Source organism: Microbacterium sp. SCN 71-21 (assembly GCF_001725695.1).
Classification (GTDB): Bacteria; Actinomycetota; Actinomycetes; order Actinomycetales; family Microbacteriaceae; genus Microbacterium; species Microbacterium ginsengisoli.
The window spans coordinates 40846-60236 of record NZ_MEGA01000011.1; the positions used below are offsets into that span (position 1 = coordinate 40846).

At 67.4% G+C, this 19391-nt stretch carries 17 protein-coding genes and 2 pseudogenes; 16 read left to right on the forward strand and 3 right to left on the reverse strand.

The features are described from left to right. Window positions 1-231: 231 nt before the first annotated feature. The 10 genes from ABT08_RS02695 (at window position 232) to ABT08_RS02740 (ending at window position 11997) form a co-directional block, all read left to right on the forward strand. Window positions 232-1179: an AraC-like ligand-binding domain-containing protein gene (locus ABT08_RS02695; RefSeq protein ID WP_156454813.1), complete on the forward strand. Its 948-nt coding sequence runs from the start codon at window positions 232-234 to the stop codon at window positions 1177-1179. A gap of 138 nt (window positions 1180-1317) precedes the next feature. Then, window positions 1318-3237 (forward strand): hydantoinase/oxoprolinase family protein, encoded by a 1920-nt coding sequence (locus ABT08_RS02700; protein WP_162237867.1) that lies wholly within the window; start codon window positions 1318-1320, stop codon window positions 3235-3237. A 1-nt stretch (window position 3238) separates the two neighbouring features. After that, on the forward strand, window positions 3239-3613 hold the full coding sequence (locus ABT08_RS02705) for an acetone carboxylase subunit gamma (protein WP_056206908.1): 375 nt from the start codon (window positions 3239-3241) through the stop codon (window positions 3611-3613). Further along, window positions 3610-5781, forward strand: a complete 2172-nt coding sequence (locus tag ABT08_RS02710; protein WP_273188214.1) for a hydantoinase/oxoprolinase family protein — start codon at window positions 3610-3612, stop codon at window positions 5779-5781. Before ABT08_RS02705 ends, ABT08_RS02710 begins: the two co-directional genes overlap by 4 nt. Continuing rightward, complete coding sequence (locus ABT08_RS02715) at window positions 5778-7829, forward strand: hydantoinase B/oxoprolinase family protein (RefSeq protein WP_056519847.1); 2052 nt, start codon at window positions 5778-5780, stop codon at window positions 7827-7829. The genes ABT08_RS02710 and ABT08_RS02715 overlap by 4 nt, the downstream gene beginning before the upstream one ends. Further along, entirely contained in the window at window positions 7826-8494 is a 669-nt protein-coding gene (locus ABT08_RS02720; protein ID WP_156454812.1) for a hypothetical protein, read from the forward strand. The genes ABT08_RS02715 and ABT08_RS02720 overlap by 4 nt, the downstream gene beginning before the upstream one ends. A 62-nt stretch (window positions 8495-8556) precedes the next feature. Next, window positions 8557-9615, forward strand: a complete 1059-nt coding sequence (locus ABT08_RS02725; protein WP_056206903.1) for a zinc-binding dehydrogenase — start codon at window positions 8557-8559, stop codon at window positions 9613-9615. Beyond that, window positions 9612-10385 (forward strand): SDR family NAD(P)-dependent oxidoreductase, encoded by a 774-nt coding sequence (locus ABT08_RS02730; RefSeq protein ID WP_056206902.1) that lies wholly within the window; start codon window positions 9612-9614, stop codon window positions 10383-10385. Before ABT08_RS02725 ends, ABT08_RS02730 begins: the two co-directional genes overlap by 4 nt. 60 nt (window positions 10386-10445) lie before the next feature. Further along, on the forward strand, window positions 10446-11186 hold the full coding sequence (locus tag ABT08_RS02735; protein WP_056206900.1) for an SDR family NAD(P)-dependent oxidoreductase: 741 nt from the start codon (window positions 10446-10448) through the stop codon (window positions 11184-11186). 22 nt (window positions 11187-11208) lie between these two features. Next, window positions 11209-11997: an enoyl-CoA hydratase/isomerase family protein gene (locus ABT08_RS02740; RefSeq protein WP_056206898.1), complete on the forward strand. Its 789-nt coding sequence runs from the start codon at window positions 11209-11211 to the stop codon at window positions 11995-11997. Between the two features lie 9 nt (window positions 11998-12006). On the opposite strand, the gene ABT08_RS02745 is transcribed toward ABT08_RS02740, so the two are convergent. Next, window positions 12007-12795, reverse strand: a complete 789-nt coding sequence (locus ABT08_RS02745; protein WP_056206896.1) for an IclR family transcriptional regulator — start codon at window positions 12793-12795, stop codon at window positions 12007-12009. Between the two features lie 128 nt (window positions 12796-12923). Here ABT08_RS02745 and ABT08_RS02750 point away from each other — a divergent pair, with 128 nt between their 5' ends. Next, complete coding sequence (locus ABT08_RS02750; RefSeq protein WP_056206894.1) at window positions 12924-13499, forward strand: helix-turn-helix domain-containing protein; 576 nt, start codon at window positions 12924-12926, stop codon at window positions 13497-13499. Here ABT08_RS02750 and ABT08_RS02755 read toward each other — a convergent pair. Continuing rightward, window positions 13496-14587: a zinc-binding dehydrogenase gene (locus ABT08_RS02755; protein WP_197425737.1), complete on the reverse strand. Its 1092-nt coding sequence runs from the start codon at window positions 14585-14587 to the stop codon at window positions 13496-13498. The genes ABT08_RS02750 and ABT08_RS02755 overlap by 4 nt on opposite strands. Here ABT08_RS02755 and ABT08_RS02760 point away from each other — a divergent pair. From ABT08_RS02760 to ABT08_RS13155, 5 genes and pseudogenes are all read left to right on the forward strand, one after another. Beyond that, window positions 14586-15416 (forward strand): 2-keto-4-pentenoate hydratase, encoded by an 831-nt coding sequence (locus ABT08_RS02760; RefSeq protein WP_056206889.1) that lies wholly within the window; start codon window positions 14586-14588, stop codon window positions 15414-15416. The genes ABT08_RS02755 and ABT08_RS02760 overlap by 2 nt on opposite strands. Window positions 15417-15423: 7 nt before the next feature. Continuing rightward, on the forward strand, window positions 15424-16791 hold the full coding sequence (locus tag ABT08_RS02765; RefSeq protein ID WP_082486412.1) for an aromatic ring-hydroxylating oxygenase subunit alpha: 1368 nt from the start codon (window positions 15424-15426) through the stop codon (window positions 16789-16791). Beyond that, complete coding sequence (locus ABT08_RS02770; protein WP_056206887.1) at window positions 16784-17122, forward strand: bifunctional 3-phenylpropionate/cinnamic acid dioxygenase ferredoxin subunit; 339 nt, start codon at window positions 16784-16786, stop codon at window positions 17120-17122. Before ABT08_RS02765 ends, ABT08_RS02770 begins: the two co-directional genes overlap by 8 nt. After that, window positions 17119-18354, forward strand: coding sequence for an NAD(P)/FAD-dependent oxidoreductase (locus tag ABT08_RS02775; RefSeq protein ID WP_056206883.1), 1236 nt, complete (start codon window positions 17119-17121; stop codon window positions 18352-18354). The genes ABT08_RS02770 and ABT08_RS02775 overlap by 4 nt, the downstream gene beginning before the upstream one ends. Before the next feature lie 146 nt (window positions 18355-18500). After that, window positions 18501-18944: pseudogene (locus tag ABT08_RS13155) on the forward strand (aromatic-ring-hydroxylating dioxygenase subunit beta); the annotation flags it as partial. Between the two features lie 171 nt (window positions 18945-19115). Here the strand turns inward: ABT08_RS13155 and ABT08_RS13160 are convergent. Further along, window positions 19116-19379: pseudogene (locus ABT08_RS13160) on the reverse strand (PP-loop family protein); the annotation flags it as partial. Window positions 19380-19391 lie beyond the last annotated feature (12 nt).

The following is a 19391-nucleotide window of genomic DNA, read 5'->3' on the forward strand; positions in this document are numbered from 1 at the left end:
GTACGGCGACCCGTTCGTCTACAAGGGCGACGCCCGGAGCCTGGAGACCACTCCGTCGGCCGGACTCTAGCTCCTCCTGGCCCCGTCCCCGCCTGATACGGTCTGGGCCAGGCGTTTCGCACCGTGGAACGGTTCTCCCCGGAGCGACGCGAATAGGACGAAGATGGCCGTCTCTCGTCGGCGAGAGATGACCCGGTGGCGATCGACGGCGATGGTATCCGAGGAGGCGACGTGGCCACTTTGTTTGACGCACGCAAGGCACCCACACACGAGCGCATGGAGTTCTGGTTGAACACCGTGTGCTCGCAGATCCTGCCTGTGCAAATCGATCCGCGGCACGATGCGGCGCCGGCCGCGGCGATGTCGTGTCTTGCTATCGGCGACATGGCGATCCGCACGGTCGTGGGAGGCGACCACGTCTACAGCCGCTCGAGCGCTGAGCTCCGGGCCGGCGACCCGGACACGCTCCAGATTGGCCTTCCGCTCGGCGGCTCTTCGATCCTCGTGCAGGACGGCCGCGAGGCGGTCCTCTCGGCCGGCGACATGGTGCTCTACGACAGCTCGCGCCCGTTCACGCTCGCGATGCAGGAGAGGTTCCACTGGCAGGTCTTCCTCTTCCCGAAGTCCCTGTTGCGTCGACCCACCCGCGAGCTCCGGGACATCACCGCGATCCGCATGCGCGGCGACACCGGCCTCGCCGGGGTCGTGCAGAGGTTCTTGCGCGGTGTCGCGAGGGACGGTGCGCGACTCGAGGTCGACCCCGAGGCGATCATGCTCGGCAAACATGCGGCGGACCTGGCCGGCACCCTGATCCGTTCCACGTTCGGCAAGGAGTGGGACGTGCGGGATACGGATGGGGTCTTGCGCGAGAGAGTGTCCGCCTTCATCCAGATCCATCACAGCGATCCCCGCCTCGGTCCGGGGATGATCGCGCTCGCTCACAACGTCTCACTCCGCCGCCTGCACGCCGCCTTCGAGGGCACGGAGCGCAGCGTCATGGACGAGGTGCGCCGAGCGCGACTCGACGCGATTCGCAGCGACCTGTGCGACTCCCGCTTCGACCATCAGACGATCGGGCGGATCGCCGCCTCGCACGGTCTTCCGTCACTGGCGAGCTTCTCGCGTGCGTTCCGCAACGCCTACGGCGTGACGCCGAGCGAGTTTCGCGCCACGGCGTGACGCACGCGATACGACACTGCGTGCACGCCGTTTTGCACACAGCGCTGATCCGGTCGCAGTGGACGCCGGCTCGCCGACACTGATCGCACGCCACGACGACGTGGCGCACCGGCGATTGGAACTGCTCGCATGTACAACGTGGACATCGACACCGGCGGCACCATGACCGACGGACTCGTCAGCGGGAACGGAACGATCATCTCGCTCAAAGTGGAAACCACGCCACACGACGTGACCATCTCGTTCATCGACCTGCTGACCGCTGCCCAGAAGGCCCTCGACTTCTCGGATCTTCGTTCGTTCCTCTCCGAGGTCGAAGTGATCCGCTGGTCTTCCACGATCACCTCCAACGTGCTCGCTCAGCGAGTGGGCCCGAAGATCGGCCTGCTGGTCTCGGCCGGCCACGAGGCCGACCTCTATGACCCGCGGACGGCCCACGCGGTGGTGGGGTCGATCGTGGATGCCGACGACATCGCCGGCATCCCGGCGGATGCCGACGAGACCGTCGTCCGCGGAGCCATCAAGTCTCTCCTCGACAAAGGGATCCGCCGCATCAACGTGAGCCTGGAGGGAGCCTTCCCCGACGGAGCCGCCGAGCGGCGGATCGTCGAGATGATCTCCGAGGACTACCCCGACCACTTCCTTGGGTCGATCCCGGCGCTGGCCGGGAGCGATGTGACGCTCCGGCCCGACGACGCGACCCGTACCGTGGCGTCGCTGATCAACGCCTACGTGCATCCCTCACTTGCCACGACGCTGTACCGGGCGGAAGAGATCCTCCGGGAGCAGCACGGCTGGCCCGGCAACGTGCTCATCGGCCACATCAACGGCGGCGTCGCCCGGATCGGGAAGACGAAGGCCTTCGACACGATCGAGTCCGGGCCGCTGTTTGGCACCTACGCATGCGCCGCGACATCGGAGCGGTTCGGCGACGAGAAGGTCATCGCGATCGATGTCGGCGGCACCACCGCGAAGGCCAGCGCCGTCGGAGGCGGGCGGGTTATCACGAAGGACAGCGGCGACTTCTTCGACATTCCCCTCGAACTGGAGTTCCCGCTGCTGCGATCGATCGCGCTCGGCGGCGGCAGCGTGGCGCGCGTCGTCGACGGCGCCGTGAAGCTCGGCCCCGACAGCATGGGTGCAGCGCCCGGCCCGGCGGCATACGGTCTCGGCGGACGGAACGCGACGATCACCGATGCATTCGTGGTCAGCGGCTTCATCTCGCCCACGGCTTTCCTCAACGGTGCGCGGACCCTCGACGTCGAGCGCGCCAAGGCGGCGATCGACCGGCAGATCGGCACACCACTCGGCGTCGACACCGTAAGCGCCGCGCGCGCGATCGTCGAGCAGGCGTGGGACGATGTGGCCACGCTCGCGCGAGAGACGGCCGAGGAAGCGGGCTGGGATCCGGCCGAGACCACGGTCTATGCCTACGGAGGCAACGGGCCGCTGTTCGTCACCGCCGTCGCCGAGCGACTCGGAGCGCGCGCCGCCCGGTTCTTCCGGTACGGCAACGTCTACTCCGCGTACGGCTCGGCGATCTCCGACGTGGTCCATGTCTACGAGGCGGCCATCCAGTCCGACGCCGACGTGGCCCTCCGCGCCGCGCAGCACGTCGACGAGGCGGCGCGAGACTTCCGCGGCGAGGGCCTTGACCCGGCTCACGCGCGCTATCGCTGGGAGGCGCGCATCGCGGACGGCACACTCGTCGGCGATGAGCTGACAGCCGATGCCGACCTGGTGGGCGACGCGTCGGCCATCGCGGCACGATCGCCGGGGCAGGTGTCGCTCCTGCGGCTCCGCGCCCACTCCCCGCTGCCGCGGATCACGCTCGCCGACGCGCCGACCGCGGGACGCCCCGACCCCGAGGGCGCCCGGCAGTCCGCCTACGGAGCCGACGGCGAGCTTCCCACCTACGCCGCTGCTGCGATCCCCGGAGCGACGATCTCCGGGCCCGTCCTCGTGGACGGCGACTCGACCACCTGGCTCGTGACGGCGGGCTGGGACATCTCCACCGATGCCACGGGCGATGCCGCCCTGACGAGAAAGGAGGCCTGACGTGACGAAGCTCCATGTCGCCGAGTACCTCGACATCGACGTGAACGCCGAGCGGTGGCACTGCCACGACTGCGGTCGCGACCTCGGCTCCGCACGCGACAACTACAAGCGGGGCCTGCTTGTCGGCGAGCGCGAGCCGAACGAAGTCCACCCCACCGTGATCGAGGGCGAATACACGTTCTCGCCGAACGGCGACTGGGTGCGGCTGCTCGAGTTCTACTGCCCCGGATGCGGTCGGCAGATCGAGACCGAGTACCTGCCGGCTGGCCACCCTCTCACTCATGACACGGAGATCGATATCGACTCCATCAAAGCCCGTCTCGCGTCCGGCGAGGCACGGATCAACGACGAAGGAAAGCTGGAGGTGGCGCTGTGAAGGCGATCGACATCGATGTCGGCGGGACGTTCACCGACCTCGTGCTGACATGGGACGATCGGCGTATCGTGGCGAAGTCGCCGACGACGCCCTACGACCTGTCGGTGGGGTTCCTGAACGTGCTCAACGAGGGCGCACGGCTCCTCGATGAGGGGGCGCTCCAGGAGATCCTCCCGCAGATCGAGATCGTGCGGTACTCGACGACCGTGGCGATGAACCGGCTCATCGAGCGGAAGGGACCCAAGCTCGGCCTGATCACGACCGAAGGGCACGAGGATGCCATCCTCATCGGCCGCGGCGCGCAGTGGACCGACGGCACCCGCATCGGCGAGCGCCGGAACCTGGCCGTGCAGAGCAAACCCGAACCGCTGATCAATCGCGACATGATCGTCGGCATCGGCGAGCGCGTGGACTCCACGGGTGCCGTCATCCGACCTCTCGACGAGGACGACGTGCGTGTCAAGCTGCGTCACCTGGTCGACAACGGCGCCCGCGCGATCGCCGTCTCGCTGCTCTGGTCGTTCCAGAACCCGGAGCACGAGCGTGCCGTGCGGCGGATCATCCGCGAGGAGTACAAGGGCTTCCACGTCGGCTACCTTCCGGTCGTACTGTCGCACGAGGTCGTCGGCAAGGTTGGCGAGTACGAGCGCACGATGACCGCGATTCTGGATGCCTACCTTCAGACGAGCATCAAGTTCGAGCTCGAGACCACCTGGGATCAGCTGCGTTCGAACGGCTATCGAGGCACGTTCTTGCTCACCCACAACACCGGCGGCAGCGCGGAGATCTTCAAGACCACGGCGAGCCGCACGTTCAACGGCGGCCCGGTCTCGGGCCTCATCGGCAGCTTCCACATCGGCAAGGAGCTCGGCTACCGCAATGTGATCGCGTCGGATGTCGGGGGCACGAGCTTCGACGTCGGCATGGTGGTGGACGCCTCGGTGCGCTCGTACGAGTTTCGTCCCATCATCGATCGCTGGATGGTCGGCATCTCGATGCTGCAGACCACCACGATGGGTGCGGGCGGCGGATCGATCGCGTGGGTCAACGAACTGCTCGGCAACCGCCTCGAGGTCGGGCCGCGCAGCGCGGGGTCCTATCCGGGTCCCGCCTGCTACGACCTCGGCGGCATCGAACCCACGGTGACCGACGCGGACGTCGTGCTCGGTTACATCGCTCCCGACGGATACTTCGGTGGGAAGATGCCGTTGAACCGCGACAAGGCGGTCGAGGCGATCCGCACGAGGGTGGCCGAGCCGCTCGGCGTGTCGGAGGCCGCCGCGCTCGTGCGCCGCATCGTCGAGCAGAACATGGCATCCGCGATCAAGCGCGAAGTGCATCTGCGCGGCTACCACCCCAGCGACTTCGCGCTGTTCGCGTTCGGTGGCGGCGGACCTACGCATGTCGCCGGGTACAAGGCGGATGTCGGCACGGTCGTGATCTTCCCGCAGGCGCCGGTGTTCTCGGCGCTGGGCAGCTCCGTGATGGACATTATGCACGTGTACGAGCAGAGCGGCCGGATGCAGTTCATGAAGCCGCTCACCGGTGAGATCAACATCGACAAGGAGCAGTTCAACTCCGCCGTCCAGAAGATGATCGACCGCGCCTTGCTCGATCTCGAGGCGGAGGGCCTCGCCGAGCGGGAGGTGATCTTCTCGGTCGAACTCGACATGCTCTACGGCGGACAGGTGCAGGTCAAGCGCGTATCGTCGCCGCTGTTGCGGATCGAGACCGACGACGATGCGCAGGCGATCTACGATGCCTTCGAGAAGGAGTTCTCCGAGGCGTTCAGCCCCTACGTGGTGAACAAGCCCGGCGGGGTCTATCTCGACGGGATCGTGGTCAAGGCGACAGTCGTCACGGAGAAGCTGACCCTGCCGGTGCTTCCGGTCGGCGACGAGTCGCCCGCCGCCGCGCAGACCGCGACGCGGGAGGCGTACTGGCCGGAGCTCGGCAGCCGGACGGCCACACCGGTCTACTCGTTTGATGCGCTCACGGCCGGCAACGTCGTCGTCGGTCCTGCGATCGTGGAAATGGACTTCTCCACGATCGTGGTGCCGCCGGTGCAGCGGCTGCGCATCGACGAGCACGGCCTGGGCATTCTCGAATCCGACACCGCGGGCGTCGACGCCGACTCTCGCGACATCCTGGAAGAGGTCAGCGCATGACGTACCCCACGCTCGAAGAGAAGATGAGCGCCCTCAAGGTGGTGCCCGCGACGGAGTATGAGCGCCAGTGCGTCGCGAAACTCCCCGCCGGTGACTACGAGATCGCTGTGCAGCGCACCGCCGACGTTCTCGACGAGGGGTACGAGGTCTTCATGCGCTCGTCCCGCTCGTCGATGGGTGTGGCTGGAGACTCGATCGTCGCGATGTTCACGGCCGCAGGCGACCTCGTGAACGCCTCCGCGGGCACCTACCTGCACGCCGTGATCCCGCCGATCGTGATCAAGTACATCCTCGATCGCCACGGCGAGAACCCCGGTGTCAATGACGGCGACATCTGGTACACGAACGATGCGCTGTACGGCGGCATCCACAATCCCGACCAGGTCGCCATCATGCCGGTGTTCTTCGACGGAGAGCTGGTGGCCTGGACGGCCGCCCTCTCGCACACCACCGAGACCGGTGCGATCGAGCCCGGGGGAATGCCGCTCTCGGCCACGAGCCGGTTCGAGGAGGGGATGAACCTTCCGCCGATGCGGGTAGGCCAGGGCTTCCGGATCAGCGAGGACGTGCTCGAGATGTTCGCCGCGTTCGGCATCAGGGCCGAGGCGAACGTCACGGTCGACATGCGGGCGCGCGCAACGACGGCTGATCGCGTGCGGGTGCGGCTGTTGGAGATGTTCGAGCGGGAGGGCAAGGACTTCATGTCCGGGCTCTTCCGCCGGATGCTCGACGACGCAGAGGCCGGTGCGCGGGCGCGCATCGCGAGCTGGGCGGACGGCACCTACCGTTGCGTCACGTTCAGCGACGCCGCGGGCTTGAGCTCGGGGCTGATGCGCAACTGCTCGATGGAGATGGTCAAGAAGGGCGAGCAGCTCACGATCGACTTCACCGGCACCAGCCCGGAGAACCCGTCCAGCTACAACGCCCACCCGCAGGCCGTCGTCGGGCACCTCGCGAACTACATCTACGAGTACGTCTTCCACGACCTGCCGATCAGCTCCGCGACCTTCGCGCCGATCGACTTCATCTTCCCCGAGAACTCGATGCTGTCACCCGATGTGCGAGCCGCCACATCGAACGCCGTGATGGCGGCGACGGGGGCGATGAGCGCGATCGCGAACTGCATCAGCCGCGCCCGGTTCGGATCCACAGACTGGCGCCAGGTCACTGCGAGCCAGGGCAACGGCGGCAACGCCTCCGTGCTTGCCGGGGTCTCGCAGTGGGGTGCGTTCTTCGCCGACATGATCGCCTATCCGATCAACACCGAAGGCCAGGGCGCGCACGCGACCTCCGACGGAATGGACGCATACGGCTTCCCGTGGTGCGCGTTCGGACGAGCCCCCGACGTGGAGTCCATGGAGAACGAGTTCCCCATGATCATCCCGATGTCCTCGCACTGGAAGGACTCCGGCGGCGCGGGCAAGCATCGAGGCGGGGTCGGGACGGCACAGCTGTGGGTGGCACACCATGCCCCGTTCGTGTTCGCCATGGCGATCGCCGACAACTCGATCATCCAGACGCCCCAGCCGCTGTTCGGTGGGTACAGCCAGCCCACCGTGCCGGGCGTCGTGCTCGACGGGGTCAACGTCGTCGAAGCGCTCGCCACGGCCGCGTCGGGTTCGCTGACGCTCGAGGCGCTCCTGGCGGGAGAATTCGGCGGCACGGTGCGATCGGGCACGTACGGCAGCGCGATCCACCCTGTAAACGGCGGCGACACGATCATCATCGGGCTGTCCACGGGCGGCACTGGCTACGGCGACCCCATCGACCGCGACGTCGATGAGATCGATCGCGACCTCGTCAAGCGGCTCGTCTCGCCCGAGGCCGCAGAGAACGTCTACGGCGCCGCACTAGACCGGCACGGTCGTGTGGACCGAGACGGCACGGTCGCCCGCCGCGCCGAGATCGTCCGCGAGCGACTGACGCGCGGCGTTCCCTACGACGAGTTCGAGACCGCATGGCTGTCCCGCAAGCCCAAGGACGAGATCATGCAGCTGTTCGGTTCCTGGCCCGACGGGGCGGTAGTGACGCCGGTGATGCGTCCATGACCCACCCATCCCTGGCGGCCCTGGCGGTACCGGGCGGCTCCGGCGTCGCCGCACCGCTCGCCCTTCGCGCCGCAGCGCGAATCCAGGAGCGCGACTGGGAGGAGTTCCTGCGCAGCCCCACGCAGCTGGCGAATGGATGCCGAGATCTCGTGGACGCGATCGCCCCGGACGTCATCATCGTGACGTCGCCCATGGTGCTCGCGGAGGAGGCGGCGGACGGCCCAGTCACCGCGGCGCCGCACTATGCGGCGGCGCTGGAAGCGGTCGGCCGACTCACAGAGTCCCTCACGCACCGCGCGGCGGTGGGCGTCTGTATCCCCGGCCCATCGGTGCTCGTCGCGACGGGAGAGCGCACTCCGGAGCAAGCGGTCACGGAGGTCACCGAGGCGGGCCGGGTAGCCCTGCACGCCGGCGCGCACGTCGTGCTGATCGACGAACCCGAACCCATCGACGGCGCGAGTCTCGCGACCCTCGACAACATCGCCCGGTTCCACCAGGCGTACGTCGTCGTGATAGGCGAGGCGTGGGGCGGTGTGCTCGGCAGCTCGATCGTCCCGCTGGGCGATCGCACCCCCGGCAGCGGGCTCACCGTGACGCCGGGTGAGCTCGGCCGCGGTATCGACATCAGCGAACTGGCCGACTGGGTCTACGACGTCACGTCATGATCGGCTGACCCGCGTCCGCCCGTCTCACCGACAGCATCCAGCTCGACTCCGAGAGGAAAATCATGAAGGCGATGGTCTACGACGGCGACGGCGCCGTCACGGTGGAGACGGTGGACGATCCCGTCCTGGCAGCGCCCACGGACGCGATCGTTCGCATCGATCTGACGACGATCTGCGGGTCGGACCTGCACATCCTCGGCGGCCACGTCCCCACGGTCACAGCGGGTCGGGTGCTCGGGCACGAGGGCGTCGGCACCGTGATCGAGGCCGGTTCGGCGGTCGTGGGCGTGTCGCCGGGAGATCGGGTGCTCATCTCGGGGATCACCGGGTGCGGCAGCTGCCGGTACTGCCGGATCCGCATGTACAGCCAGTGTGAACGTGGCGGCTGGATCATGGGAAATACGATCCACGGCACACAGGCGGAGCTCCTGCGCGTCCCGTTCGCCGACAGGAGCCTGTATCGGGTGCCCGAGCGACTGCGGGACGAGCAGGTGCTGTTCCTGGACGACCCTGTGGTCACCGCCTACGAACTGGGATTGCAGCGCGCGGGCGTGAAGCCCGGCGAGTCGATCGCCATCGTCGGAGCGGGGGCGATCGGACTGAGCGCCGTCCTGCTGGCACCGCTGTTCGGCGTCGGGAAGGTGATCGTCGTCGACACCGACGACAACAGACTCGAAGCGGCACGCCGCTTCGGTGCCGACCTGACGCTCAACCCGCGGGATGCCGACGTCCTGGACGAGATCCGTGCCTACACGGGCGGCAGGGGCGTGGACGTGTCGTTGGAATGCGTCGGTGCCCCCGCGACGTTCGAGACCTGTATCGAGTCGCTCGCGCCCGGCGGACGACTGGCCAACATAGGCATCCACGGCGTCCCCGTCGAACTCGCCCTCGAGCGACACTGGATCCGGAATCTCACGATCACCACCGGCCTGGTCGACATCCGTGAGCTCCCCACCCTCCTGGCCCTGGCCGCGGACGGTCGGCTGGATGTCACTCCGCTCGCGACGCACGCGTTCTCCCTCGCGGACGGCAAGCGTGCCTACGACACCTTCGCGCACGCGGCTGAACACGGCGCGGTGAAGGTCACTCTCGCTCCGCACCCCGCCGAGGTCGCGGCGTGAGCGGCCTTGGCGGAGCCTCCGCGATCGTCACCGGCGGCACCTCGGGCCTCGGGGCCGCGGTCGCCGCTGCCGTGGTCGACGCGGGTGGGACGGCCGTCATCGTGGGCCGCAACGCCGACGCCGGTCGCGCCTTTGAGAGCGCTCACCCGGGCGCGGGCCGATTCGTTCGCGCGGACGTCACAGACAGCGACTCACTGGGGGCTGCAGTCCAGCAGGCCGCGGAGGCGGCCCCGCGGGGCCTGCGTGTCGCCGTCGCGGCGGCGGGGTCCGCGATCGTGCAGAAGACAGTCGGCCGGGATGGTCCGCACCCGATCGAGTCCTTCCAGCGGATGCTGGATGTCAATCTCGTCGGGGCGTTCCAGCTTCTTCGTCTGGCCGCGTCCGCGATGGCCGGCAACGACCCCGACGAGGAGGGGCAGCGCGGCGTGATCGTGCTCACATCGAGCGTCGCCGCATTCGAGGGGCAAATGGGTCAGGTGGCGTACGCGGCCGCGAAAGGCGGGATCGTCAGCATGGTGCTCCCTGCTGCGCGGGACCTCGCACGTTCCGGGATACGCGTCATGGCGGTGGTCCCGGGAGTCTTCGACACCCCGTTCATGGACCTCTTGTCGGAAGAGGCGCGCGCGGGCGTTGCGGCTTCGGTGCCGTTCCCTTCGAGGCTGGGGCGGCCAGACGAGTATGCCTCCCTGGTGCTCGAGATCGTCCGCAACCCGATGCTCAACGGCGAAGTGATCCGCCTCGACGGGGCTCTCCGGCTCGCGGCGCGCTGACGCGTCATCGCTCGAGCGGCATCGACCGACACACCGACACGAACGAGAGGAACAGAACACATGGCCTATCAGAACCAGACCGCGGTGGTGACAGGAGCAGCTGGTCAGATCGGCGCGGCGATCGTCGCCGAACTCGTGGAGTCCGGTGTGCGAGTGCTCGCCGTCGACCTCGATGCGCAGGCGCTCGACGTGCTCTACGCCGGCAATGACGCCGTGCTCACGCAGCAGGCGGATGTCGGCGATGAGGACTCCGTGAAGGCCGTCTCCGCACGGGTCGCCGAGGAGTTCGGGACGTTGGCGATGCTGGCGAACAACGCTGGCATCGAGGGTGTGGTCGCACCGATCGCCGACACGGACGCGGCGAACTTCGACCGAGTGATGCGCGTGAACGTGCGCGGGCCGTTCCTCGGGCTGAAACACCTCATGCCCCTGATCGAGGACGGCGGAGCCGTGGTGAACACATCGAGCGCGCTGGGGCTGGTGGGCGCCCCGGGTTTGGCCGCCTACGTGACGAGCAAGCATGCCGTCATCGGCCTCACCAAGGTGGCCGCTCTCGAAGGCGCCGCCCGCGGCGTCCGGGTGAACGCGGTCTGTCCCGGCCCGATCGAAGGACGGATGATCACGGCTTTGGAGTCCGCCATCTTCGGAGACAGCGGGGTCACTTTCGCGAGCGTCGTTCCGCTCGGCCGACACGGCACGCCCGCGGAGATCGCCCACTTCATCGCGTTCCTCCTCAGCGACGCAGCGCGTTACATCACGGGCACCGCGCACTCGATCGACGGAGCGATGGTAGCGACCTGACCGGAGATCGGATGGAGTGAGCATGTCAGACGTCGTCATCGAGGAGCGAAGAGGACACATCCTGCTGGTCACGCTCAACCGGCCCGAAGCGCACAACGCCGTCAACGGCGCGGTGTCGCGGGCGCTGGGTGAGGCGTTGGAAGCGGCGGAGCGGGATACCGAGATCCGCGCAGTGGTCGTCACGGGAGCCGGCGAGAAGGCCTTCTGCGCTGGGGCTGACCTGAAAGAGGCCATCACTTCGCTCGATGGGCTACTGGACTCGACCACTCATCCGTGGGGGTTCGCAGGCTACACGAACCATCTCATCTCGAAGCCCACGATCGCTGCTGTGAACGGACTCGCGCTGGGGGGTGGAACCGAGATCGTGCTCGCGAGCGACCTCGCGATCGCGGCGGAGCACGCGACCTTCGGGCTCCCCGAGGTCGCTCATGGCATCTATGCCGGGGGCGGTGGAGCGATTCGCCTTCCTCGGCAGATCCCGCCGAAGGTCGCGATGGAGCTCCTTCTGACGGGACGTCCCTTCTCCGCGGCGGAGGCCCTCCAATGGGGTCTCGTCAACAAGCTGGTCGCGGCACACGATCTGCTGCCCGAGGCGTTGTCGTTGGCCGAGAAGGTCGCTTCGAACGCACCGCTGGCTGTTCAGGCCACCAAGCGCATCGCGCGCGGCATCGAAGACGCACATGCACGCGATGAGGAAGGTGCTTGGCGCCTATCGAACGCCGAAGGTCGGCTTGTCCTTGCTTCCATCGACGCGCGCGAAGGGCTTCACGCGTTCTCGGAGAAGCGGGTGCCGCTATGGAGACGAGGCTAGAAGCTGCGGCTAGGCCGCGTTCGCAGAACGCAGGATGGCAGCTGCCCTCGACGCCCCATAGCTCACGCGTCGAAGGATGCCCTCGAAGTCGCCGGGTGCGAAGGATGCGGCGTCTCCCGAAACCGACAGCGCGGCGATCGGGCCGCCACCTGGGATGATCACGGGCGCGGCCACGCAGGCAAGCGTGTGGAGAGACTCTCCCCGGTCGATCGCCACCCCTGACTGCCTGACCTTCCACAGCTCCTCGCGCAGCGCCGACTCCTCGACGATCGTGTTGGCGGTCCATGCGTGACGCGGGCCGCGCAGAGTCTCCTCGAGCGCCCGCGGGTTGTGGGCGAGCAGCATCTTTCCGACTGCGGTGCAGTAGGCGGGCATGCGCGCGCCGATCCTGCTCGGCGTGCGCAGTCGCTGATGCCCCTCCAGCTTGTTGAGGTACACGACATGCGATCCGCTCAGCATCGCAAGCTGGACTGTCATGTGGGTCGCCTCGTAGAGGTCGGCGAGGAAGGGCGTGAGAAGATCCCGAACGCGGTCCTGTCCTGGCGTGCTCGCCTGGGCTCCAAGCTCGTGGATCACGCGTCCGAGACGGTAGGCCGTGCCTGCCCGCTCGAGGACGCCGTTGCGCTCGAGCATTCCGAGCAGTCGGAATGTCGTCGACTTGCTCAGCCCCGCCCGCCGCGCAAGCTCGCTCACGCCTAGTCCGAGCTGGGCGTCGTTTCCGAAGGCCGTCAGTACGCTGATCGCCTTGTCCACAGCAGTCCGCTCTTCCCGCGCCTCGTCGGTCGTCGTCTTCGTCATGGTTCGACTCCATCCTCACTGATGCAGCGTCGTGGTCTCTTCCTCCATTGTCAGGCCCTTCAGCACATGTCACAACGGACGACTGGTCCATTAAAATGGACGTTACCACCCACGATTGGAGTCGACCGATGGCCATCGCCGACGTCGTAGCGCGAAACGTTCGGCGGTTCCGTGAGGAGCGCAACCTTTCTATCGCCGCCCTCGGACGGGACGCCGGACTGGCAAAGCAGACCATTGCCGCGATCGAGTCAGGCAAGGGCAATCCCACCGTGGAGACTCTTGACAGTCTCGCCGCGACACTCGGTGTCAGCATCCGAGCGTTGCTCACCGAGATGGGCTCCGAGACCCTCCTGCAGCGGGGTGACGCGATTCAGTGGCAACCTCAGGGCGCCCTCCGAATCAGGCACCTCGATCAGGTCTTCGGCTCCGGATACGTCACCAACACCGTGCTCCAACTCGAGGCCAACCGCGGAGCATCTCGGCATTCATCAGGCAGCCGAGGCGCACTGCGGCACTGCTACGTGCTGGAGGGTCGGGTCCGACTCGGGCCAGTCCTTTCACCGACCAGCGCGAAGGCGGGCGACTTCATCAGGTTCCCTGCGGACAGTGAGCACCTCTTCGAGGCGGTGACTCCTGTGGCATCGGTGTTCGTCTGCACGACCGCACCCCAGCTATCGATGTCCGGTCGCGAGCGCCAGTTCTAGCGGTCGAAGTCGACGACGAGCTTGCCGAGCACGTCTCCATCCAGAAGCCGCTGGAAGCCCGTCGAGATCTCGTCGAACGCGATCGTCTCGAGGTGCGGACGAACACCCGTCGTGTCGAGGAGGCGCAGCAGGGCTTCGAACTCGGGTCGGGTGCATCCGGTCGATCCGATGATGCGCAACTGCTGATAGAAGACACGTTGAAGGTCGGCGGGGGGCATCGCGCCGCTCGTCGCCCCTGCGATGACGATCGCTCCGCCCGGTCGCAAAGCACGCAGAGAGTGCGCCCAGGTCGCCTCGCCGACCGTCTCGATCACGACATCGACGCGCTCAGGCAGCCTTGCCCCAGGCTCGAACGCCTCGACCGCACCGCATCGGAGCGCGAACTCGCGCTTCTGCTCGCTGCGTGCCGTTGCATACACCCGAGCTCCCGCAGCCCGCGCGAGAGCGATCGCGGCGCTTGCCACTCCGCCGCTCGCTCCCTGAACGAGCACTCGGTCGCCGGCCTTGACAGCGGCGCGGGTGAAGAGCATCCGGTAGGCAGTACCCCATGCGACTCCGAGGCACGCCGCTTCCGTGAAGAAGAGCGAGGCGGGCTTGGCCACGATCATCGACTCCGGAAGCAGGATATAGTCCGCGAGCGTGCCGTCAATGGTCTCCGAGAGCAATGAGCGCTGCGGATCGAGCGTGGAGTCCCCACCTCCTCGCGCCGCGTCGCCCATCACCGGATAGACGACGACCTCTCGCCCATCGTCGGTGACCCCAGCTGCGTCGCAGCCGAGAATGATAGGGATCCTCTCCGGAGGGTGCCCGATTCCACGGAGAGTCCACGTGTCGTGCGGATTGAGCGAGGCCGCCCTCACTCTCACTCGTGTCCAACCCGGTCTCGCCTGCGGGTCAGGACGAGTAGTCAGTTCCAGCCCGGCGAGCGGATCGTTCGGGTCCTGCGAGACGGCGACGGCAGCGCGCACTGCTTCCTCCTCTAGTCCGTTACGATCCTGCCCGGCCGAGGTGGGCGGACTGCACCCGGTGTTCCGGAGCGCGGCACGCAGACTCGATCCGCCCGGCGCGATAGCTGACGATGGTGCCATGACCACCGATCTCGATGTCGTCCCCGCGGAGCTGATCGCTCTCGCGGATGCGCTCCGCGATGCCGAGGCGACACGGTCCGCCGTGCCGCCGCCGTCGAGCCTGCAGGCGGGGCTGAGTCTGGACGAGGCGTACCGAGTCCAACGGCTGAACATCCACCGTCGTGCACAGAGGGGTGAAGTGCTCGTGGGTCACAAGGTCGGGCTCACATCGCTCGCAATGCAGCGACAGCTGGGCGTCGACCAGCCCGACTTCGGCGTGATCACCGACCGGATGGTGATTCCCAACGGCGGCTCCATCGACGTCGAAGACCTGATCGCCCCGCGCCTTGAGGCGGAGTTCGCCTTTCGCTTCGCCAGCGATCTCCCTGCGACTCCGACGCTCGACGAGCTCACGGCGGGCCTAGGCGGCGTCGCCGTCGCGATCGAGATCATCGACTCGCGAGTGGCCGATTGGAGGATCACGCTCGTGGACACAGTCGCAGACAACGCGTCGAGCGCGAGGATCGTCTATGGCGACTTCGAGCCGGCGAGCGAGGCGACGATCGCAGCGCTGCCGTCCACGGTGATCACGCTCGTGCAGGACGGACAGGACGTCGCGAGCGGTCCCGGCTCGGCGGTGCTCGGCGACCCCCTGACTTCGCTGCACTGGCTCGCGTCCGCCATCGGCGAGTACGGCGACCGATTCCGTGCGGGGGACGTGGTGCTCGCTGGCGCAGTGGCCGCGGCTGTCCCTCTGACCCCGGGCTCGACATGGGAGGCCACCGCCGAAGGGTTCCGCCCAGTTTCGCTGAGTTCGACAGCGCACGTCTCGACGTCCCAAGGCAAGTGAGCAGACCATGACCATCACGCAGTTGCCCAGCACCCACGAGGGCGAACGCCCGATGTTCCCGACCGGCGAGATCCGTCGCCCGTCCGGATTTGCACCGAACATCGATGTCTCCGGTCTCGTCGACAGCGACAACGGGCTCATCGATCGTTCCGTCTTCACCGATCGGCGACTGTATGCGCAGGAGCAGGCACGCGTCTTCGCGACGAGCTGGCTGTTCCTCGGACACGTCGAGCAGCTGCAGAAGGCGGGCGACTTCTTCACGACCTTCATGGGCGAGGACCCCGTCATCGTCACGAAGGACAAGAGCGGCCGCATCCGAGCGTTCCTCAACTCGTGCCGTCATCGCGGGGCCCGCGTGCTCCGCGCGGACTATGGCACGACACGTGCCTTCACCTGCACCTACCACGGGTGGTCATACGACCTCGAGGGCAAGCTCATCAGCGTGCCGAACGAAGGGGGCTATCAAGCCGAGACGTGGGATCGCGAGGACTGGGGACTTCTCGAGGTCGCTCAGCTGGACACGGTGCTGGACTTGATCTTCGCGACCTGGAACCCGAGCGCGCCGCCGCTGCTCAACCAGCTCGGAGACATGAAGTGGTACATGGAGGCTTTCCTCGATCGTGACTCGGAAGGCACCACGATCGTCGGCGGCATCACGAAGTGGGTGCTGAAGGGGAACTGGAAGCTCGCCGCCGAGCAGTTCGGAACCGACTGGTACCACGTCAACATGTCCCATGCCTCGGCGCTCATGGTCCTCTCGCCCACTGGCAAGGGACCGAAGGCTGACATCGTGAACACTCCCGGCCGCCAGTACTCCGACAACCGTGGCAACGGCACGGGCTTCCCGACCCACCCCAAGAGCCGCTTCGACGCACAGCCCGTCCACGAGTACTACGACTACGCGGCACTGCGGGAGCGACTGGGTTCGGCCCGGGTGGAAGGGCCTCTCACCACGGGGCACGCGACGGTCTTCCCCAACTTCGCATACCTTCCCGTCAACGGCAGCATCCGCGTCTGGCACCCGAAGGGGCCCGACGAGATGGAGGTCTGGGCGTGGACCGTGCTCGACAAGTCAATGCCAGAGGAGGTCCGCACGGCGCAGCGCCTCTACAACCTCCGCACCTTCGGCCCCTCGGGGATCTTCGAGCAGGACGACGGCGAGAACTGGAGCGAGATCCAGGCGATCTCCCATGGTTGGCGAACGAACACCCTGCCCTTGAACTATCAGATGGGCATCGGCACCGAACAGGACGACGGTGTGCATCCGGGCTCGACGAGCGCACTGTACAGCGATGCCGCGGGAAGGCGGTTCTACGCGCGATGGGCGGAGCTCATGAACACGCCGGCGTGGCACGAGGAGGCTACTGATGGCTGAGGGAATCGTCGTCGCCGACATCGATGACGTCCCTGAGGGGGAGGGGATCAAGATCGACGCTGCCGTGACCGGCACCGTCGACGACATCGCCGTGTTCAACGACGACGGCGAGTTCTTCGCCCTCGACGACACGTGCTCACACGAGAAGGCCTCCCTGTCGGAGGGATGGCTCGAGAACGGCGTCGTCGAATGCCCTCTCCACGCGGGCAAGTTCTGTCTCAAGGACGGCGCCGTGATGTCTATGCCCGCGACCGAGGACGTCGCGTGCCACCGGGTAATCATCGATGGATCGCAGCTGCGCGTCGTGCCCAATCCCGCGAGGCTCGCATGACCACAGGTACGCCGCGCGACGCCGGTCGCGTCGTGATCATCGGTGCCGGGCTGGCCGGCTACAGCGCCGCCGAGCAGCTCAGATCTCTTGGCCATGAGGGCGACATCGTGATCGTGGATGGCGAGCCTGCGCCATACGATCGGCCACCGCTGAGCAAGGAGCTCTTCGCCCCTGACTTCAGCCTCGACAAGCTCGCGTTCGCCAGCGCGCAGAAGCTGGCGGAGAAGCGCATCCAGACGAAGTTCGGCTCCGGAGCCGCGGCGATCGACCCGGCGGCACTCGCCGTCACGCTTCACGACGGCGAAGTGATCGCGGCGGACACCATCCTGATCGCCACCGGCGGGCGCGCCCGCACCTTGCCCATCCCCGGAGCCGATCTTCCCGGCGTGCATGTTCTGCGCACGTTCGCCGATGCGTCGGCATTGCGCGCGCGTGTCACGCACGGCTGCCGCGTCGTGATCATCGGAGCCGGTCTCATCGGCGCGGAGCTCGCCTCGTCGGCTCTTGCGGTGGGCGCCGACGTCACGCTGATCGATCCGGTCGATGTGCCGCTCACACCCGCTGTCGGCGAGCTGCTTGCAACCCATCTCCACGGGATGCACGCGGAGCGCGGCATCGACGTGCGGGTGGGAGTCGCATCTGCGATCGAACCCGTGCCGGACGGACTCGAGGTCGTCCTCGACGACGGCACGCGATGCGCCGCCGACCTGGTCGTCGTCGGCATAGGCATCATCCCGAACGTCGAGCTGGCCGAGTCCGCGGGTATCGAGGTCGACGGAGGCTTGCTCGTCTCGGCGGACTACCGCACAAGCGCGCCGGACGTCTTCGCCGCCGGCGACGTCATACGCCTTCGCGGCGAGGACGGTGCGCTGCTGCGCCGCGAGGAACACTGGGAGGCAGCCCAGCTGAGCGGTCAGCATGCCGCCTACGGGATGCTCGGGCTAGAGCCGCCGTCGCGGGGCGCGCCATGGTTCTGGACCGATCGCCACGGCATCCACCTCGAGGCCGTCGGCCGGCTCTCCGGTCCCGGCGACGTGGTCGTGAGAGAAGGCGGCGATCATCCTGCCGTGTTCCTTCTCGATGAAGGGCTGCTCGCGGGAGCGGCTGCGATCGACGACGCCATGACGGTGCGCGCCGCACGTCGCCTGATCGATCAGCGCATCCCGGTCAGTCGCGGCGAGCTCTCCGATCCGTCGGTGCCCCTTCGCTCCCTCCTCAAGGCACGCAGATGACCGTGTTCCGGCGACCGGCACGGCCGGTTGAAGCGGTTCCGCAGACGAAGTGAGATGAGACCATGTCCGACAGCCACCTGAACCCGGCGACCCTGAACGGGGCGACGTCGGTCGGCGCTGGAATCCTGGACGATGAGATCGACGGGATGCGCCTGGCAGACGCTGACACGCATTTCGAGGTCAACCAGTTCTACTTCCTCGAGGCGGAGTTCCTCGATGACGGTCGCTTCGCGGACTGGCTGGAGATGCTCGCGGAAGACCTGCACTACTGGGCCCCGACGCGCACGAATCGCCTGCGCCGGCAGCAGGCCCTCGCCGTCTCGGCGCCCGGCGAAGCGGCGTTCTACGACGAGACCAAGGACTCGCTCGCGTGGCGCATCCGCCGATACGACTCGGGCATGGCCTGGGCGGAGGACCCGCCGTCGCGCACGCGCCACCTCATCTCGAACGTGTCGGTCCGCGAGCGCAGCGACGGGCTGCTCCAGTCCCGCAGTGCGTTCATCGTGTACCGGAACCGGCTGCAGACCGAAGTCGATCTCTATGCCGGCGGTCGCAACGACGTCCTGCGGCGCACGGGCGCGCACGGCTTCGAGATCGTGTCGCTCGACGGCCGTTCGTTGGCGGAGCAGGCCGCGCAACTCCAGAGCATCCTCCGCCAACTGGGCCAGGTGAGCCCTGACCCCGCTGTTCAGCCCTTCCAAGAGAGGCAGGACTTCGTGACGCAACCGCACTCGCGGAAAGCGCGGGTCCTGATTGCCCGGGTCCTCGAACCACTCCAGGCCGCGCGCTCGCAGTTCGTCCTGCAATTGACACCGGGTCCATTTCAAGAGGGGCCGAGCCAGACCGGGGGCGCGCGGGTGGATACCGGCCAGACCGGTCAGAGTCGTGCCCTGGACCAGGCGAAGCAAAAAAGTCTCGGCCTGGTCGTCTAGAGTATGGGCGGTCACGATCATCGCGCCCTGCTTTCCGGCCAGGCCGCGCAGCCAGAGATAGCGCAACTCACGGGCAGCCGCCTCCCAGCTCATCCGGTAGCGGCG

What these genes read in the sequence shown, in the direction of transcription:
- ABT08_RS02775 (WP_056206883.1), top strand. Translation starts at nt 17,119, where the DNA reads ATGACCACAGGTACGCCGCGCGACGCCGGTCGCGTCGTGATCATCGGT.
- ABT08_RS02715 (WP_056519847.1), top strand. Translation starts at nt 5,778, where the DNA reads ATGACGTACCCCACGCTCGAAGAGAAGATGAGCGCCCTCAAGGTGGTG.
- ABT08_RS02760 (WP_056206889.1), top strand. Translation starts at nt 14,586, where the DNA reads ATGACCACCGATCTCGATGTCGTCCCCGCGGAGCTGATCGCTCTCGCG.
- ABT08_RS02735 (WP_056206900.1), top strand. Translation starts at nt 10,446, where the DNA reads ATGGCCTATCAGAACCAGACCGCGGTGGTGACAGGAGCAGCTGGTCAG.
- ABT08_RS02770 (WP_056206887.1), top strand. Translation starts at nt 16,784, where the DNA reads ATGGCTGAGGGAATCGTCGTCGCCGACATCGATGACGTCCCTGAGGGG.
- ABT08_RS02750 (WP_056206894.1), top strand. Translation starts at nt 12,924, where the DNA reads ATGGCCATCGCCGACGTCGTAGCGCGAAACGTTCGGCGGTTCCGTGAG.
- ABT08_RS02720 (WP_156454812.1), top strand. Translation starts at nt 7,826, where the DNA reads ATGACCCACCCATCCCTGGCGGCCCTGGCGGTACCGGGCGGCTCCGGC.
- ABT08_RS02755 (WP_197425737.1), bottom strand. Translation starts at nt 14,587, where the DNA reads ATGGCACCATCGTCAGCTATCGCGCCGGGCGGATCGAGTCTGCGTGCC.
- ABT08_RS02725 (WP_056206903.1), top strand. Translation starts at nt 8,557, where the DNA reads ATGAAGGCGATGGTCTACGACGGCGACGGCGCCGTCACGGTGGAGACG.
- ABT08_RS02765 (WP_082486412.1), top strand. Translation starts at nt 15,424, where the DNA reads ATGACCATCACGCAGTTGCCCAGCACCCACGAGGGCGAACGCCCGATG.
- ABT08_RS02740 (WP_056206898.1), top strand. Translation starts at nt 11,209, where the DNA reads ATGTCAGACGTCGTCATCGAGGAGCGAAGAGGACACATCCTGCTGGTC.
- ABT08_RS02745 (WP_056206896.1), bottom strand. Translation starts at nt 12,795, where the DNA reads ATGACGAAGACGACGACCGACGAGGCGCGGGAAGAGCGGACTGCTGTG.